Annotated in this window: 15 protein-coding genes and 1 pseudogene; 7 read left to right on the forward strand and 9 right to left on the reverse strand. The window is 40.2% G+C overall.

Going from position 1 to position 16,511, the window contains the following annotated elements:
* Positions 1 to 9 precede the first annotated feature (9 nt).
* Positions 10 to 534, reverse strand: a complete 525-nt coding sequence (locus tag ACKI4H_RS01740) for a low molecular weight protein-tyrosine-phosphatase (protein WP_407303424.1) — start codon at positions 532 to 534, stop codon at positions 10 to 12.
* Positions 535 to 650: 116 nt separating this feature from the next.
* Between ACKI4H_RS01740 and ACKI4H_RS01745 the strand changes: the two genes are divergently transcribed.
* Together ACKI4H_RS01745 and ACKI4H_RS01750 are read left to right on the forward strand one after the other, a co-directional pair.
* Entirely contained in the window at positions 651 to 1,811 is a 1,161-nt protein-coding gene (locus ACKI4H_RS01745) for an iron-containing alcohol dehydrogenase (RefSeq protein ID WP_407303425.1), read from the forward strand.
* A gap of 180 nt (positions 1,812 to 1,991) precedes the next feature.
* Positions 1,992 to 2,429 carry an acyl-CoA thioesterase gene (locus tag ACKI4H_RS01750; protein ID WP_407303426.1) on the forward strand — a complete coding sequence of 146 codons (438 nt, stop codon included), beginning with the start codon at positions 1,992 to 1,994 and terminating at the stop codon, positions 2,427 to 2,429.
* A 2-nt stretch (positions 2,430 to 2,431) separates the two neighbouring features.
* Here ACKI4H_RS01750 and dnaX read toward each other — a convergent pair whose 3' ends face one another.
* The 5 genes from dnaX to ACKI4H_RS01775 all read right to left on the reverse strand — a co-directional run bounded on the left by dnaX (position 2,432) and on the right by ACKI4H_RS01775 (position 8,977).
* Positions 2,432 to 4,549 (reverse strand): DNA polymerase III subunit gamma/tau, encoded by a 2,118-nt coding sequence (gene dnaX / locus ACKI4H_RS01755; protein ID WP_407303427.1) that lies wholly within the window; start codon positions 4,547 to 4,549, stop codon positions 2,432 to 2,434.
* A gap of 134 nt (positions 4,550 to 4,683) precedes the next feature.
* Positions 4,684 to 5,145 (reverse strand): copper resistance protein NlpE N-terminal domain-containing protein, encoded by a 462-nt coding sequence (locus tag ACKI4H_RS01760; RefSeq protein ID WP_407303428.1) that lies wholly within the window; start codon positions 5,143 to 5,145, stop codon positions 4,684 to 4,686.
* Between the two features lie 105 nt (positions 5,146 to 5,250).
* Complete coding sequence (locus ACKI4H_RS01765; RefSeq protein WP_407303429.1) at positions 5,251 to 6,501, reverse strand: serine hydrolase domain-containing protein; 1,251 nt, start codon at positions 6,499 to 6,501, stop codon at positions 5,251 to 5,253.
* 87 nt (positions 6,502 to 6,588) lie between these two features.
* A complete protein-coding gene (locus ACKI4H_RS01770; RefSeq protein WP_407303430.1) occupies positions 6,589 to 7,443 on the reverse strand; it encodes a MaoC family dehydratase in 855 nt (284 codons plus the stop codon).
* Between the two features lie 142 nt (positions 7,444 to 7,585).
* Positions 7,586 to 8,977: a 3-oxoacyl-ACP reductase gene (locus ACKI4H_RS01775; RefSeq protein WP_407303432.1), complete on the reverse strand. Its 1,392-nt coding sequence runs from the start codon at positions 8,975 to 8,977 to the stop codon at positions 7,586 to 7,588.
* A 241-nt stretch (positions 8,978 to 9,218) separates the two neighbouring features.
* Between ACKI4H_RS01775 and ACKI4H_RS01780 the strand changes: the two genes are divergently transcribed.
* A complete protein-coding gene (locus ACKI4H_RS01780; protein ID WP_407303434.1) occupies positions 9,219 to 10,736 on the forward strand; it encodes an acetyl-CoA C-acetyltransferase in 1,518 nt (505 codons plus the stop codon).
* A gap of 90 nt (positions 10,737 to 10,826) precedes the next feature.
* On the opposite strand, the gene ACKI4H_RS01785 is transcribed toward ACKI4H_RS01780, so the two are convergent.
* Positions 10,827 to 11,354: a hypothetical protein gene (locus ACKI4H_RS01785; RefSeq protein WP_407303435.1), complete on the reverse strand. Its 528-nt coding sequence runs from the start codon at positions 11,352 to 11,354 to the stop codon at positions 10,827 to 10,829.
* A 271-nt stretch (positions 11,355 to 11,625) separates the two neighbouring features.
* The gene (aceI, locus tag ACKI4H_RS01790) at positions 11,626 to 12,054 is read right to left on the reverse strand and encodes a chlorhexidine efflux PACE transporter AceI (RefSeq protein WP_407303436.1); all 429 of its coding nucleotides are present in this window, start codon (positions 12,052 to 12,054) and stop codon (positions 11,626 to 11,628) included.
* A gap of 84 nt (positions 12,055 to 12,138) precedes the next feature.
* Between aceI and ACKI4H_RS01795 the strand changes: the two genes are divergently transcribed.
* The 4 genes from ACKI4H_RS01795 to ACKI4H_RS01810 all read left to right on the forward strand — a co-directional run bounded on the left by ACKI4H_RS01795 (position 12,139) and on the right by ACKI4H_RS01810 (position 16,157).
* The gene (locus tag ACKI4H_RS01795; RefSeq protein WP_407303438.1) at positions 12,139 to 13,029 is read left to right on the forward strand and encodes a LysR family transcriptional regulator; all 891 of its coding nucleotides are present in this window, start codon (positions 12,139 to 12,141) and stop codon (positions 13,027 to 13,029) included.
* 86 nt (positions 13,030 to 13,115) lie between these two features.
* On the forward strand, positions 13,116 to 14,105 hold the full coding sequence (gene tal / locus ACKI4H_RS01800; protein WP_407303439.1) for a transaldolase: 990 nt from the start codon (positions 13,116 to 13,118) through the stop codon (positions 14,103 to 14,105).
* Between the two features lie 84 nt (positions 14,106 to 14,189).
* Entirely contained in the window at positions 14,190 to 14,840 is a 651-nt protein-coding gene (gene leuE / locus ACKI4H_RS01805; protein WP_407303446.1) for a leucine efflux protein LeuE, read from the forward strand.
* A gap of 135 nt (positions 14,841 to 14,975) precedes the next feature.
* A complete protein-coding gene (locus ACKI4H_RS01810) occupies positions 14,976 to 16,157 on the forward strand; it encodes a benzoate/H(+) symporter BenE family transporter (protein WP_407303440.1) in 1,182 nt (393 codons plus the stop codon).
* Positions 16,158 to 16,388: 231 nt separating this feature from the next.
* On the opposite strand, the pseudogene ACKI4H_RS01815 reads toward ACKI4H_RS01810, so the two are convergent.
* Positions 16,389 to 16,511: pseudogene (locus ACKI4H_RS01815) on the reverse strand (IS5/IS1182 family transposase); the annotation flags it as partial.

Raw genomic sequence — 16,511 nt, forward strand, 5'->3', positions numbered from 1 at the left:
CTTAAACCTTTATTTCACATCTATCTGTTGTTTGAACTGTTGTGTAAAAATATTGACCCACGCCAAGCTACTCGATTCACACTGATCGAGTACACGCTCAAAACCATCTACCCCGCCATAATATGGGTCTGGTACGGCCTGTTTAAGATAAGTTTGATCGTATTCACTCATCAATGCAATTTTTGTCCGAATTTGACTTACACCATACTCGACATGTGCTTGTGCAAAAAGATCTTGAATATTCGATAAATTTTCATGATCCATAGCCAAAATCAGGTCAAATTCAATAAAATCTTGAAGCTTTAATTGGCGTGCATGCAAGGCTGATAAATCATAGCCACGCTTTAAGGCATGTTTCTGGCTACGCTCATCGGGTGCTTTTCCCGGATGGTAATTACTGGTTCCCGCTGAATCAATCACAATATCCAGTTGATGTTTATCACAAAAATATCTAAGTACAACTTCTGCCGTAGGAGAGCGACAAATATTTCCTAAACACACACATAACACCTTATATGGCGTTTTGGATGACATAACAACCTCAATAACTGCTTTATTTTCAGATATCGTATGTTAAGTTATTTATGGGATGAATCCTATAGAACGCTAAAACAATAATCTTGAATTTGATATCAAAAAGGATGCAATAGATGAGCCATTTTCAATTTCAGACCGTCTCGAATATTATTTCAGGGCTCGGCTCGATCTATGAGTTAAGGCAATTGTTGCAACAGCAGTCCTATAAAAAGCTGTTGCTGATCACTGATGCAGGTATGATTCAGCAACAATTACACTTACCGATTATTGAAATTTTAGAAACCATTCAACTTGATTATGTGATTTATTCTAGCGTTCAAGCGGACCCACCTGAACATATTGTTTTAGATGCAGTTCAATTCGCGAAAAATGAAAAGGCAGATATCGTGTTAGGTTTTGGTGGCGGAAGTTCTTTGGATGTCGCAAAAGTCATCGCCATTTTGGCTCATCCAGCGCAACATCAAACCTTGCAAGATTTGTACGGTATCAATAATGCTAAAAATCCAAGACTACCATTATTTCTAGTTCCAACCACGGCAGGTACTGGTTCTGAAGTCACCCCTATTTCTATTGTCACTACAGGTGAAACCACAAAAACCGGGATTGTCTCTCCAGTTTTATTTGCTGATGTCGCCATTCTAGATGCCACCTTTACCCAAAACTTGCCTGCCCACATCACTGCGGCAACAGGCATCGATGCGATGGTGCATGCAATTGAAGCCTACACATCAAAAATTAAAAAGAATCCTTATGCAGACATGCTGGCCAAACAGGCACTCAGGCTACTCAATAATAATTTAAGCCTAGTATTGACAGATGGACAGAATTTAGCAGCACGTCAAAATATGCTGGTCGGTTCAATGCTTGCCGGTCAAGCCTTTGCTAATGCTCCAGTCGCGGCAGTACATGCACTGGCGTATCCATTAGGGGGACATTTCCATATTTCCCATGGTCATAGCAATGCCTTGGTATTGATCGAAGTTTTAAAGTTTAATACGCCCAGTGCAAAGCAACTCTATGCTGAATTGATGTGCTGGCTAGATCCAAAAAGTACCGGCAGTACCGATGGTTTATGCGATTTATTTATTGATCATATGCAAAATCATCTGGATAAAAGCGGTTTGATCTTAAAACTGAAAAATTTGAATATTCCGCAAAATAAGCTTGAGCAATTAGCCAGTGATGCCATGTTGCAAACTCGGCTTTTACAAAATAATCCGCGTGAACTGCAGTTACAGGATGCCCGACAGATTTATGAAGCGGTTTATGCATAATTTATATTCATAATTACCCCCTTTTTAACCAGTTTTTATTGAAATCAAAAATTTGTATAAATAAAAAAATATCACAAGGTCATTTACTTACGCGTAAATGACCTTGTTTTTACCGGCTTGCACTCATTTATTTTTAACAGTACAACTGAATATAAATGACCTATAGAAAATAAAATCACCATGAAGCAAATACCCAAACAACGTGCAGATTTTTCATATTTCTTACTCATTCAAACCCGTTGGTCAGATAACGATATCTATGGTCACGTCAATAATGTCATCTATTACAGTTATTTTGATACCGCAGCCAATGCTTTATTGATTGAAAAAGCAGGCTTTGATATTCGATCTTCCCCCGTGATTGGATTGGTCGTCGATTCAGCCTGCAGTTTTTTTCAGGAACTTTCTTATCCTGAAATTATTGAAGTCGGCGTGGTCATTTCCAAACTTGGCAATTCATCCATGCAATACGATTTGGCAATTTTTAAACCGTTGCATGATATCGCCTCTGCACAAGGTCATTTCGTACATGTCTTTGTGGATCGCCTGACACGAAAAAGCACCCCGATTCCTATTGAAATGCGGGATGCTTTATCTCAATATTGTGTGAATAAATAAACTTATTTGAGCTGGATATTCTGTATTTCACCATCAAAGTTTTGCAGAATATCCTTTACCGCGGCTTCTGCATGAAGGAGCTCTGAAGCACGTGCATAGGCCTTTTCTTTACGTTGATTTTGCATGCTATATGGCGTGGTTGCCTCAACTTCAGCATATTTGACCTGAAAATGCGTATTCGGCCATTCATTTTTTAATGCTTGCTCTAAGGTGTGCTGTAACTGATTTAACAACTGTTCATATTGGGGTGGAATATGGAATAACGACTCCCCATCAATTTGACCGGTCATCACGCCTTGTTGTGCCAGTTCCTGCACAGCAGGTGTTAAAGTGCTATTTCTAAACCAGTATTCCCACTTGTCTACGGTCCAATCACCTTCAAGCTGTTGAGGGGTGAGTCTTAAAATATCTTGTGGCATTAAGCCCGGATTTTGAGCCAATACACTTTCAACCGCAACTTGCTTTTCTTCAAGGCTCGGTTGTTGTAATTCCATAACAGGCTCATCGATAACCTCGACTGCCGTAACTTCAGCTTGTACAGCCTCAATTGGCATCTGTTCTTGGCTTAAGAACAAATCTTCTTCTTGAGCCGCTACAGCAATGTTGTCTTGAGAATCATCTTGAGAGTTTGTAGTTTCAGCAGCGAAAGTATCATTTAATGGAGCAATTTCATCAAATAGGAAATCATCACTGCTTGCCTCTTCTTGCTTGACGTTATCAGATACGGCCTGAAAATCGTCATTCGATTCATCTAAATCGAACAGGGCATCTTCCGAAGCAGGATCAAATACAATTTGATCTGAGCTTGCTGTTGAATTTGGCTTAGCAACATCAAGCATTGGTTCATCCAGAAAATCATCCGAAGAGGGTTCTGGATTCTGTGAACTTAACTGTGATTGAATTTCTGCAGCTGGTGCTGCCGGTTCTTGATATTCATCAATTTGTTGTTGTGCATTTTGTACAGGTGCTTGAACGGCGATTTGTGGCGCTTGTTGCTGAACCTGCTGGGGTGCGGATACCAAAACTTCATTCGGTTGTAATGGTCGAAACGCAAGCAAGCGTAACACGCACATTTCAAAACCTTGCTCTTGTGTCACCGCAAGTTGCAAATCCGCACGGCCTTTACAAGCCACCTGATAGTACAATTGTAAATCTTGAGCTGAAATCAGCTGCGATAATTGCATAATTTTTTTATTAATTTCAGCACTATATTTCAGACTTAAATCTGGTAAATATTGCAGTAAAGCCAGTTCATGCAAGGTGGAAATCAACTGATCTAAAACCAGCGAAACATCTAAAGCTTGTTGTCTAAATTGCATCAACAATTCACTAACATGTTGCTTTTGATTTTGATGGATGGCTGAAACCAGATCATAAATAATGGTTCGGTCAATCAAGCCCAACATCTCTTTAACATCTTGATGCTGAATTGCACCCTGACCATAGGCAATCGCCTGGTCAGTTAAAGACAGTGCATCACGGAGTGAACCTTGTGCAGATTCAGCAATTTGCCAGATTGCGTCCTGTTCTGCCTGAATCTCTTCTTTCTGTAAAATATGGGTGAGATGTTCAGTAATTTCATCCACAGCAAGTGGACGCAAAGTAAATTGCAAACAGCGAGAAATGACGGTAATAGGAAGCTTTTGTGGATCGGTCGTTGCAAAAAGGAATTTGACGTGTTCAGGTGGCTCTTCCAAAGTTTTCAATAACGCATTGAATGAATGCGTAGAAAGCATATGCACTTCATCGATGAGATAGACCTTAAAACGACCTTGCGTTGGTGCATAGGGAACGTTATCGAGCAGTTCACGTGTATCTTCAACTTTGGTACGTGATGCCGCATCAATTTCAATCAAATCGATAAAACGACCTTCATTGACTGCTTTACAGGTTGCGCACACTTCACACGGCGTAGAAGTTACACCCGTTTCACAGTTCAAGCACTTTGCCAAAATACGCGCTATCGTAGTCTTACCTACGCCACGTGTGCCAGTAAATAAATACGCATGGTGTAAACGACCACGTTCTAAGGCACTGGTGAGTGCTCGTGACACATGGTTTTGCCCAACCAATTCAATAAAATTACGTGGACGATATTTACGCGCAAGTACTTGATACATGTATGCTCCTTTTTACAGGTCTAAGCATACTGTTTTTTTGCCCAAGAGTGAATGAACAATCTGCAAAAGCGTTCAATCAAATGCGAGATATGTAAAACTATTTTTTCGATTTTGCAATAACTTTAAAAAATGAACTAAATATTCTTTTCTAAAATAAAATCATCTTCAGAATTATAAATATTCCCAGTCTGATCTTCCAATATTTCAATCAGTTGCTGATCTAAATCCACATAGATTAAATTGCGAGTCTTGACCTGCATTAATTCAAGTTTAGTCTGATCGGGATTATCAAATCGAAAATGGCCTTTAATCGTTTCGATTTCATTATGACCACTTAAGCTTTCCTGTTTTAAAGTATAAGTCCTGTCCTGATTGAGCACTAAATCTACTGCCATACCCGGACATTCCTCACAACGTGAAATACAACCCAGGCATGGTGTAGTTCCCTGATATTCTCCAACCCATTTCGCAACTGTGACTTTTTGCTCAGAAACCTGATCAACTTGCTTATTATTTTCACTACTTGGCTGCGTAGAATCCTGACAGCCCAACAAGACAGAAGAAGTAATTAAGGGAATAAGAAGCGGCTTTTTCATCAAGGTAACCGAATGGGGAGATTCTGAACTTGGGAAAATATCATACTTTTTAGCGAATTTATGCCTTCAGAATATGCATGTTTACATTTCTAAATAATATGCCGTTTAAAACCATCCCTTACGCCTTTTTAAGGCTGCATCTGCGCAACGTAATGCTTCCTGAGTTAAACCCCACAGACGATAATCCCCTGTAATTGATCCTGTAGCAAAATTATGGGTATAAGCAAAACTTAAATGACGTTCAGGATCACACCACGCAGCAGAACCATTAAAGCCCATATGCCCAAACCCTTTTGATGATTTCCCTAAAGTTAAAACCCGGTGATAACCTAAACGCCAATGCATCGGTAGCGGCATAATACGGTCACGCTTGGTATATTGAACTGTACTTAAATCTTTAAAAATATCCGGGCGAATCAATTGCTCCCCCTTCCATGTGCCAGAATTCGCCAACATGGCATAAATTTTTGCCAAACTATGTGCTGTGAAAACGCCATTTGCAGCGGGAATCACCGCTTTTAAACCTTCATCGCTAAAGAAACTAAATTTGTTCATTCCTTTAGGAATCATGGCATCTTGGAAATCTTGCGGGTTTTGTCCTGACCATTCAATTATCTTCTCAAATACTGAAGCTTTCTTTTGTTTTGGTTTTACTTGCGATGAAGGTTTTGCTTGTGTTTTTAATTTTGCTATTGGTCTTGCAACTCGAGTCAACTCAGATTCAACTACGCCAAAGTAGGCGCCATCTAAAGCCAAAGGGTCAACCAAATACTGCTGCATTAAATCTGACAAAGATTTTCCTGTCGCCTTTTCAAGCGTACCACCCACTTGCCAGCCAAAAGTTAAGGGCTGGTAAGCTGCACCTGTGCCCAATTCAAAACGGGGCTGGGATTTGGCAATAACATCAAGCATATGACTCCAGTCCGCCATTTCAGATGCCGTTTCAATCTGATTGCGAATGTCATATAAACCACTTTGATGACTCAGTATATGTCTCAAAGTGATTTGTGCTTTACCCTTTTGTGCAAATTCAGGCCAATACTGTGCTACGGGTGTATCGTAATCTAAAAAACCTTCACTGACCAAAATATGAGCCAGTGTCGAAAGTACCCCTTTACCCGTGGAATAACACACTGACAAAGTATCTGATTGCCAGTTTTCAGTTTCCGATTTTTTACCGGTGTAAATATCCATGACTTTTTGCCCTTGGAAATATACGACTAATGCAGCTCCCCCATGTTCAGTACGTGCATCCTGCATACGGCTAAACTGCTTGGCGAGGTTTTTAAAACGCTCATCAACATAACCCTGATAATTTTCTGGATTGGCGAAGATATATTGTTTTATTTTGTTCATTAAACTGTGCTTTCCCTAAACCAGTCATTATTTAACAAGAGCTTAAAACAAAAAAACCTAAATCAGATTTAGGTTTTTGATTCAGATTTAAATTGCTTTGATATGACCGGTTACATGTGGTTTTTGATTTTTACTGTTTCGAATTAGGAAATCTGTATCATTCGCTGCCTGTGCTGTCAGGAATTCAATTTTCGATGGCAAGTACACCGGTAACTTAAACCAGACGTCAGCTTCATAGGCATCTGGCAATGACAGGTTCGCCAGTGCTTTGGCCTTGCTCCACATTCCATGTGCAATTGCCTGTTTAAAGCCAAAGGCTTTCGCTGTGACTGCATGAATATGAATCAGGTTAAAATCGCCTGACGTCATGGCATAACGGCGACCCGTATTCTCCGAGATGTTCCATTCATTATTCAGTTTGTATTCGGGCACTTTACTTTCTACAGGTTTAGCAGCAACTTTACCATTAGTCTTTTGACGTGACAGGTAAGTCGTTAATCCATCAACTACCACTTCATTCCCTACTTTGACTGTAGTAATGAAATCAAATTGCACACCTTTATCATGCGGCTGTAATTTGCCAAATTTGCATGATAGGGTCAAGCTTTCATTAACGCCGACTTTACGATATTGCTTGACCTGATTACGGATATGCACCAAGCCTAGGATCGGAAATGGAAATGCTTCTGATGTCATCATGTGCATTTGCAGGCTCTGTGAAAGAACCGTCAAATAAATTGCTGGAATATAACCATTATTCTTAAAGCCACAGACTTCATTATAAGCTTTCAGATGTTTCGGATCGACCTTGAATGAATCCACCACATATTCAACTTGTGGCAGCACTTTTTCACCCTTCGGCTTTTTAAAAATCAAGCCCTGAATCACTTTCGGATAAGCTAAATAAGGTTTTGGAAGTTGACTAAAATGGCGAGTATTCATTCTGGACCTTTGGAAGTTTTATCTTTATGAAGTTCCCTCTCTTCTTAAGAGAGGGTTAGTGAGAGGTTTTAATCAAATAAAAAACTTTTTTAAGCTCTCATCCCAACCTTCTTCCAAAGGGAGAAGGAGTTTTATTTGCAAATTAAGCACCCAACAAGCTTTGACCACACACACGTACCACGTTGCCATTTAAACCTGTAGAAGCAGAAGATGCAAATAATGCAATGGTTTCAGCAACATCGACAGGTAGACCACCCTGACTCATCGAGTTCATACGACGGCCTGCCTCACGAATCGCAAATGGAATTGCAGCAGTCATTTGTGTTTCGATAAAACCGGGTGCAACAGCGTTAATGGTTACACCATTCTTCAATAATGGCGCTGTGAATTTCACTACACCAATGACACCCGCTTTAGATGTTGCATAGTTGGTTTGACCCAAATTCCCTGCGATACCTGAAATAGAAGATACGCAAACAATACGACCATTGGTATTAAGGCCATTATTTTCAAGCAAGTAATCGTTTACACGCTCAATGGCAGACAAGTTAATGTTAATCACCAGATCCCATAACTCAGGCTTCATGTTTGCCAAAGTTTTGTCACGGGTAACCCCTGCGTTATGCACGATAATATCCAGACCACCTTGAGCAGCCGCAGCAGCCTTAATTTTTTCACCGGCATCGCTTGCAGTAATATCAATGGCTAAAGTCGAACCGCCAATTTCCCCGGCGACACGGTCAAGATCAGCCTGTTGCTGAGGAACGTCCAGGCAAATTACATGTGCGCCATCACGTGACAATACATGTGCAATCGCTTCACCGATCCCACGACTCGCGCCTGTCACAACTGCAGTTTTACCTGCCAATGGCTTTGCCCAGTCGACATCTACCGTTTCAGCTTTAGAAACACGAATCACCTGACCTGAAACATAAGCGGAACGTGGCGACAATACAAAACGCACTGTAGATTCAAGGTTTGTTTCAGCACCCTCATCTACATAGACCAATTGCGCAGCAATACCTTTTTTAAATTCTTTAGCCACAGATTTCACAAAACCTTCAAGTGCACGTTGTGCAATGGCTTGTTTTACGGTTTTTGCAGTTTCAGGCGTTATACCGACAATCACCACACGGCCAGAAGACTGGATTTGGCGGGCAACCGGATTAAAGAAGTGATAAAGCTCTTTAAGCTGTTCTGAATTTTGAATACCAGATGCATCAAAAATGACGGCTTTAAACTTGGACTCTTTATCGCCGTCATTAAATGCACTCAGGTTTAAGCCAGTTTTTGCAGCGGCTTGCTGTAATTCAGTATTATTACCGGCATAGCTGTTGGCATGAATATTTGCAAGAACTTGTGCAATTGAACCCGATAAAGTTGAAGATGGTGCAGCACCGAATAAAACGGCTCCCTTCACTACCGGAGTTGCTGACTCAAAACGATCTAAAGAAATCGGTGATGGCAAACCTAAATTTTTGATGACAAATTTACCAATAGGAGATTTTGCGAATGTTTGGTATTGGTCAGTCATGTTTATTATCTCTCATACAAATTAATTTTTGATGGATTCAAAGATATCCTTTTAACTTCAATATGATGTCTAGAGTCTTATATTTCAATACATCCATCAGTTTCCATAGAATCATACTTGAGTTAAACCATGGATGTCTTGACCTGAATGCTTTGTCTAATGTCATTGGAGTCAATTCAGCTGTTTTTAGATTGTGTTAACGTACACGCCAAGAATACTGTAAAATGCTTGGAAAAGCCTGATGAGCAAAACAACTCAAGAAAATCCAACAGTTGAAAATTCTGCTACGGAAACTGTGTCAAATACATCAAAAAGTACCGCGCGTACAGCTAAAAGTTCTGGCACTGCCACAAAGTCAGCAAGCAATACGACTAAAACGACTCGCACTCGTTCAACGTCACCACGTAGTAAAAGTGCTGCTTCCACTACAAAAAATTCTGAATCTACTACTCAAACTGCTGTTCCACAGGATAAATCCATGAGTCAAAACACTGTTCGCCGCGTTGCTATTATCGGTGGTAACCGTATTCCTTTCGCTCGTTCAAACGGCGCTTATTTCACGGCTTCCAACTCAGACATGTTTACCGCAGTATTGAATGGTCTGGTTGAGCGTTTTAATCTGCAAGGTCAACGCCTAGGCGAAGTAGTTGCGGGCGCAGTTTTAAAACATAGCCGTGATTTTAACATGACACGTGAATGTGTATTAAACACTGAACTTGCTCCTGAAACGCCTGCTTATGATATTCAGCAAGCATGTGGTACTGGCCTGCAAGCTGCATTCCTGGTTGCAAACAAAATTGCCTTGGGTCAAATTGAAGTCGGCATTGCAGGTGGTGTAGATACCACCTCTGACGCACCGATTGCATTCGGTGATGGTTTACGTAAAGCTTTACTTGAATTGAACATTGCAAAAACAGCTAAAGACCGTTTAAAAGCTTTAACCAAAATCAACCTGAAAGATTTGATGGATGCACCTAAAAACGGTGAACCACGTACAGGTTTGTCTATGGGTGACCATCAGGCAATTACCACACTTGAATGGGGTATTTCTCGTGAAGCTCAAGATGAACTTGCTGCATCTTCACACCAAAAAATGGCAGCAGCCTACGAAGAAGGTTTCTTTGATGACCTGATGACCCCATTCCTGGGTTTAGAGCGCGATAATAACTTGCGTCCTGATTCAACTGCAGAAAAATTAGCAAAATTAAAGCCTGCATTTGGTAAAGGCGATGCGCGCACGATGACTGCAGGTAACTCAACACCGCTTACTGACGGTGCGTCTTGTGTCCTTTTAGCTTCTGAAGAATGGGCGAAAGCCAATGGTCATGAAGTTCTTGCTTACTTAACCTTCCAGGAAACTGCTGCAGTAGACTTTGTAGAGAAAAAGGAAGGTTTATTGATGGCACCTGCTTATGCCGTTCCACGTATGCTTGAACGTGCCGGTATCACTTTACAGGACTTTGACTACTACGAAATTCACGAAGCTTTTGCATCACAAGTACTTTCTACCTTGAAGGCTTGGGAGGATCCAAAATTCTGTAAAGAACGTTTAGGTTTAGACGCTCCCCTTGGTTCTATTGACCGTACAAAACTCAATGTTAAAGGTTCATCTTTAGCGGCAGGTCATCCATTTGCAGCAACGGGTGGTCGTATCCTTGCCACTGCTGCTAAACTGATTAACCAGAAAGGTTCAGGTCGTGTGCTTGTTTCGATCTGTGCTGCTGGCGGTCAAGGTGTGACAGCAATTATTGAAAAATAAGCCCACTGCTTTGTCTTCCTAAATTAAAAGCCCTCGAAAGTTAAACTTTCGAGGGCTTTTAATTTTAAAGATTACGAGACTTCGGAAGTCTTATCGTGTCGCACGATCCCAAGCTTCCTTTACTGCAATTTTTGCTTCATTCCAGGTTAAACGAGACAACCCTTTGGCATGATCCCATTTAATTTTTAGATTACTTTCCACATCTTCAAAACTTGTACTTGCATCATAATGATTACGGTTTTCATAACCAATTCGATAAGCGTTTTCATAATCACGCTCATAATCTAAGTCTGAATAGGTGGTAAGCGTTTCTGCATAGTATGGAGTGGTATGCGCCGTCTCTCTCCAATAGGCTTCTTCTTCAGTAGGATTGACTGCTTCAGCGGCTCCTTTACCTGCCAAACCACCAACGACTGCTCCTACAGCGCCACCGACTATTGCGCCAACTGGGCCACCCACTGCTCCAACTGCTGCCCCAGCAACGGCACCTCCGGCTGCGCCCACTCCTGTTCCGACTGGGTGTGCACCTGGCTCACCTGTAATTGGATCTGCATTCAAATCATCTCGAGCATCTTTAGAAAGGTTTTTTACAACGTCACGATCAAAATTATCATTCATCTTCGTATTATCCTTTTATCATGCTTTTTAAATTAAGGTTAAAATAACTTTTTAAGAAAAATTATGCACTTTTCTCATATTTAAGCAGTGCAAGATTTAATATAGAGGAGATGAAGCCGCTTATATGCTTCAAAATGTCAGTTTTAGGTTAATGTATGTACAGCAATTTTATATCAAAATCTTTTACCAGACTCGAAAACCCCAGAATGGTTCAGTTTTAACTTAATTTAAACAGCCGAATTTTTGGTTGAAACAATACTTAATTTTTACCTTATGCTAGATCAGCCCGCTTAAGCCTTAGATGATTTTCAATTGCGTCATAACACCACTGGAAAATAAAGGTATATACCAAAATACACAGGGTCATACTTAAATCCAGCAGAATGGCCTGCCCAATACTCATTTCCAGAGCATAAGCTACCATGGGGATAGTGGCCAACATTAAGCCCCCTTCAAAACCGATTGCATGCAGACTACGTACACCCACCGTTCTTTTCAAATGACGCTTGGCTTCAAACTTTTCAAAAAAATGATTAAAGATCATATTCCAAAATACTGATGTTACTGCCATGACAATCCCCAGTATTCCAGTCACTTCCATCGGCATATCAAAAATAAAGCTTAAGGCAATCGCTATGATGATCAACAGGATGATTTCATAGCTCAGCGCATGGACAATCCTTCTTTTGGAAATCAACATTTTTATACTCATTCATTTGGGTAAAGGCATTTTATTTTGATATTATTGATTAATCGAATTAGGTTCTTTCAAAAGTTTTGATAGATGAATATTAACCAAGAACAACTGATTATTTTTAAGACCGTCATCGAAACCGGTTCATTTTCTGCTGCCGCAAGAAAGTTGGGAAAAGTCCCCTCTGCGGTCAGTATGTCGATTGCCAATTTAGAAGTAGATCTGAATTTATCGCTATTTCAACGTTTGGGACGCGAGCCTATTCCCACCCCACAAGCGCTGACCTTGTATGAAAAAACCGAGCAATTACTCATTGAAATCAATCAGTGGAAACAACACGCTTTTGCTTTAAGTAAAGGATTGGAGTCCTCGTTAAATATTGTGGTAGTCTCCGAACTTTTACACACTCACTGGACCGACTATATTTCACTGATCGAAAAACAATTCCCAGAACTGCAAATTAATGTTTTTTCAGCACCGCAAGAAGATGCCTTGAAAATGTTGCTCAATCAAACGGCGCAACTGGCACTGATGTTTGAACGTGAACAATTGGAAAGTCGTGAACAGTTTGTCGAACTTAAACGTGAAGCGTTGGTGCCTGTAGCCGCAATTGACTCGCCTATCGCTGCATTTGAACAAGTCAACTATGAGCAAATTTTGCAAAGTCGACAAATTGTGGTGGCCAGCCGAGACCGAACCATTAAGCCTGAACTGTTATTTTCAAAAAAATACTGGCGCACGGATAATCATCATTCAGCCTGCTCCATGATCATGCAAGGTTTGGGCTGGGGCGTGTTACCTTTGGAAATGCTCAATCAAAATCCCCACATCACGCAGCAACTTAAAATTCTTAACTTTTTAGATTTTAGTCCCAAGTTTGAATATTTTGTCGATTTGGTCTGGAGTCGGGAAAGCCAACTGGGTGCAGCTGCTTATTTTTTGATTAATCACATCCGAAATTCGCGCAAAAACACAAAATAGACAGGGCTTATACATGCTTTTTACTTGGGTTAAAAGCAGATTGTGATATAACAAATATACGGGAAATAACTTTAAGAATTAAACTAATGACTCAATCAGCCTTAAACCAATTAAAAAGCTTAACCACTATTGTTGCCGATAGTAGTGACCTTTCCGCTATTAAAAAATTCCGTCCACGGGATGCAACAACCAATCCTTCACTGATCACGGCTGCTGCAACTCAACCTGAAAATAAACAATTGATTGAAGATGCATTTGAACAGGCCAAGTCTGAAGGTTATAGCGGTGATCTTTTAGTTGAGCGTACGATTGATATACTCACGGTCAAGTTTGGTGTTGAAATTCTTAAGCTGATTGAAGGACGTGTTTCAACCGAAGTGGATGCGTCTTTGTCTTATGATACCGATGAAACGGTGGCCAAAGCCAAAGAGCTGCTTGCGCTATATAAAGCCTATGGGATTGACCAAAACCGTATCCTAATTAAAATCGCTTCGACTTGGGAAGGCATTCAGGCAGCCAAAATTTTAGAAGCCGAAGGCATTCACTGTAATCTCACATTATTGTTTGGTTTACATCAGGCCCAAGCCTGTGCAGAGGCCAATGTAACCCTCATTTCACCTTTTGTGGGTCGTATTCTAGATTGGTATAAGAAAGCAGAAAATGTAGATCACTATCCTATTGATAAAGATCCGGGTGTGCTTTCAGTAAAGCAAATTTACCATTTTTACAAACAACACTGTATTAAAACGGAAATTATGGGCGCAAGTTTCCGCAGCATTGATCAGGTCCTTGGATTAGCGGGCTGTGACCTGCTTACCGTTTCACCCAACCTTTTGGCAGAGCTTGAACAGAATCAACGTGAAGTCGTTCCGCAGCTTTCAACCCAGCATGCACAAGCACATTGTCAGCACATAGTTACGCCTTTAACCAAAGAAACCTTTAAGCAACAAATTGAACATGACTTGATGTCTTCACAACTTTTACAAAGCGGGATTGACGGCTTTATTAAAGCCCGTGATCAATTAAGTACATTACTTCGCCAGTCTTTTGGCTTAGATGCTGAAATACAAGCTTAAAACATCAATATTGCCCCATTAAAAAAGCCGATTTTGTTATAGTGACCAAGTCGGCTTTTTTTATTGTTTGAGAGTGTATTTATTGTGTTCGGCATCACCGATCTCACCACCTATATTATTGGTACAACCTTAATTGTATTATTGCCGGGACCCAATTCTTTATACGTGATGTCTATTGCTTCACGTTTTGGTATAAAAGCCGGTTATAAAAGTGCACTCGGTGTGTATACTGGTGACATTGTTTTAATTTTACTCACCGCTTTAGGTGCCGCTTCATTACTGCATGCTTTCCCATGGTTATTTATTCTACTGAAAATTATTGGTGCACTCTATTTAAGCTATTTAGGCATCAAATTATTAATTGCGGCTTATCACACCTGGAATTCCGTCCATTCACAAAAAGAACTCTCGACAGTTGAAAAGAATATTGAACAACTCCAGCCATTTAAAACTGCACTCACAATTAGTATTTTAAATCCTAAAGCCATTCTGTTTTATTTGTCCTTTTTTGTACAATTTGTAGATCCTGCTTATCCCTATCCAGCAATTACCTTTGCCGCACTTGCATTGGTATTACAAATCATTAGCATGAGCTATTTAACTATTCTGATTTTTTCAGGCGCTAAACTGGCGACTTATTTTACCCAGCGCTATAAAGTGACTGCATCCTGTGTAGCGGCTGTGGGACTTTTATTCTGTGGTTTTGGAATTAAACTTGCGACATCAACTTTATAAATTCAGGAACCGACCCATAATTTAAGCTTCTCAATGTGCCATATATTATTATTGTTATGTCTTTGCGCTTAAAAATGAAAAGTGTATGATTATTATACTTTTCCACCATTGTAAAATAATCATTGCAAAGGATTTATGCAAAAAATTTTCCAAGACTTCTCTGTCCCTGCAGTATTTTCAGGTTTCATTACCTTTTTAATTGGCATTAGTGTTTCTGCGGTCTTGGTGATTCAAGCCGCGCAAATATTGGGAGCAACGCCTGAACAAGTCACCTCCTGGTTTTGGGCCTTAGGTTTAGGCATTGGACTCTCAGGCTTAATTTTATCCTGGAAGTTTAAATATCCTGTTGCGACCTCCTGGTCAACTGCTGGGCTTGCACTTATTTTAGCGACAGGTAGTGGCTACAGCTTATATGAAGCCATTGGGGCATTTTTTATTTGTGGGCTACTCACAACTATTTTAGGTTTTTTAGGTATCTTTCAGAAAGTTTTGTCCTATATTCCACAAAACTTGACCAGTGCCATGCTTGCTGGTGTATTACTCAAATTTGGCATTGCACTTTTTGCAAGTATGCAAAACAATTTGGGATTTATTCTTTCACTTTTAGCTGTTTACATTTTATCTAAACGGCTGTCATCTCGTTATAGCATCGTGATTACCGTTATCGCCGGACTCATCCTTTGTCCCATGTTTATGGATTTTCACACTCCGGTTTTACAATGGAGCTTAGCCAAACCGGTATGGATTAGCCCTGAATTTACCTGGTCAGCGATTTTAGGTTTAGCTCTGCCTTTATTTGTGATTAACATGGCATCTCAATATTTGCCCGGAATTGCCATAATCAAAAGTTATGGCTATCAACCCCATGTGAACCACCTTATTGGCTGGACTGGGCTTGCTCAAACCCTACTTGCCCCTTTCGGCTGCTATAGCATTAATATTGCTGCCATAAGTGCGGCAGTCAGCTTAGATGGTCAAGTGCATCCCGATCCTCAAAAACGTTATATTGCAGGAATGAGCTGCGGTTTTTTCTATATTGTGATGGGTCTTTTCGCGGCAACCTTAACCAGCTTACTGATGTCATTTCCACACATTTTTATTGTGGCACTTGCTGGAATTGCTCTGTTTGGCACCCTCAGTCACAACATTGCCATCGCTTTTCAAGATATCAGTGGACGAGAAGCTGCATTAATGACCTTTTTATTCAGTGCGTCGGGAATACAGTTCTTCGGGATTGGTTCAGCATTTTGGGGATTATTATTTGGTTTTGTGGTGTCAATCATATTGAAGTTTAAAACGCGATCATCCTTCAAATAATGTAGGTCTTTTTTACTTATATCCCTTTATAACGATATAAAAGATCAAAACTAAAAGGCTTAAATCCAATCTGGTAAAACCTTCCGATTGAATCAAAAAAGTTGAGCTGGTTATTTTTAAAATAATGACCAAGACACGTAAAGCATAAGCAATAAAAAAACAGGATTCATATCTGCCTCTTAAAACCACATCATCAAGAATAAATTATATATTTTAGGGTCTGTTGACATTTCAAGTATAGAATTTACCCGATAAAGGTAGCCAAATAAATACACAAGCTAATGCAACTGCACCCTCATAGCTACACTTTAGCTTATCATATCGTGTTGCTATTCCTCTGAACTGCTTTAACCT

It is taken from the genome of Acinetobacter sp. (assembly GCF_045628685.1).
Lineage (GTDB): Bacteria > Pseudomonadota > Gammaproteobacteria > Pseudomonadales > Moraxellaceae > Acinetobacter.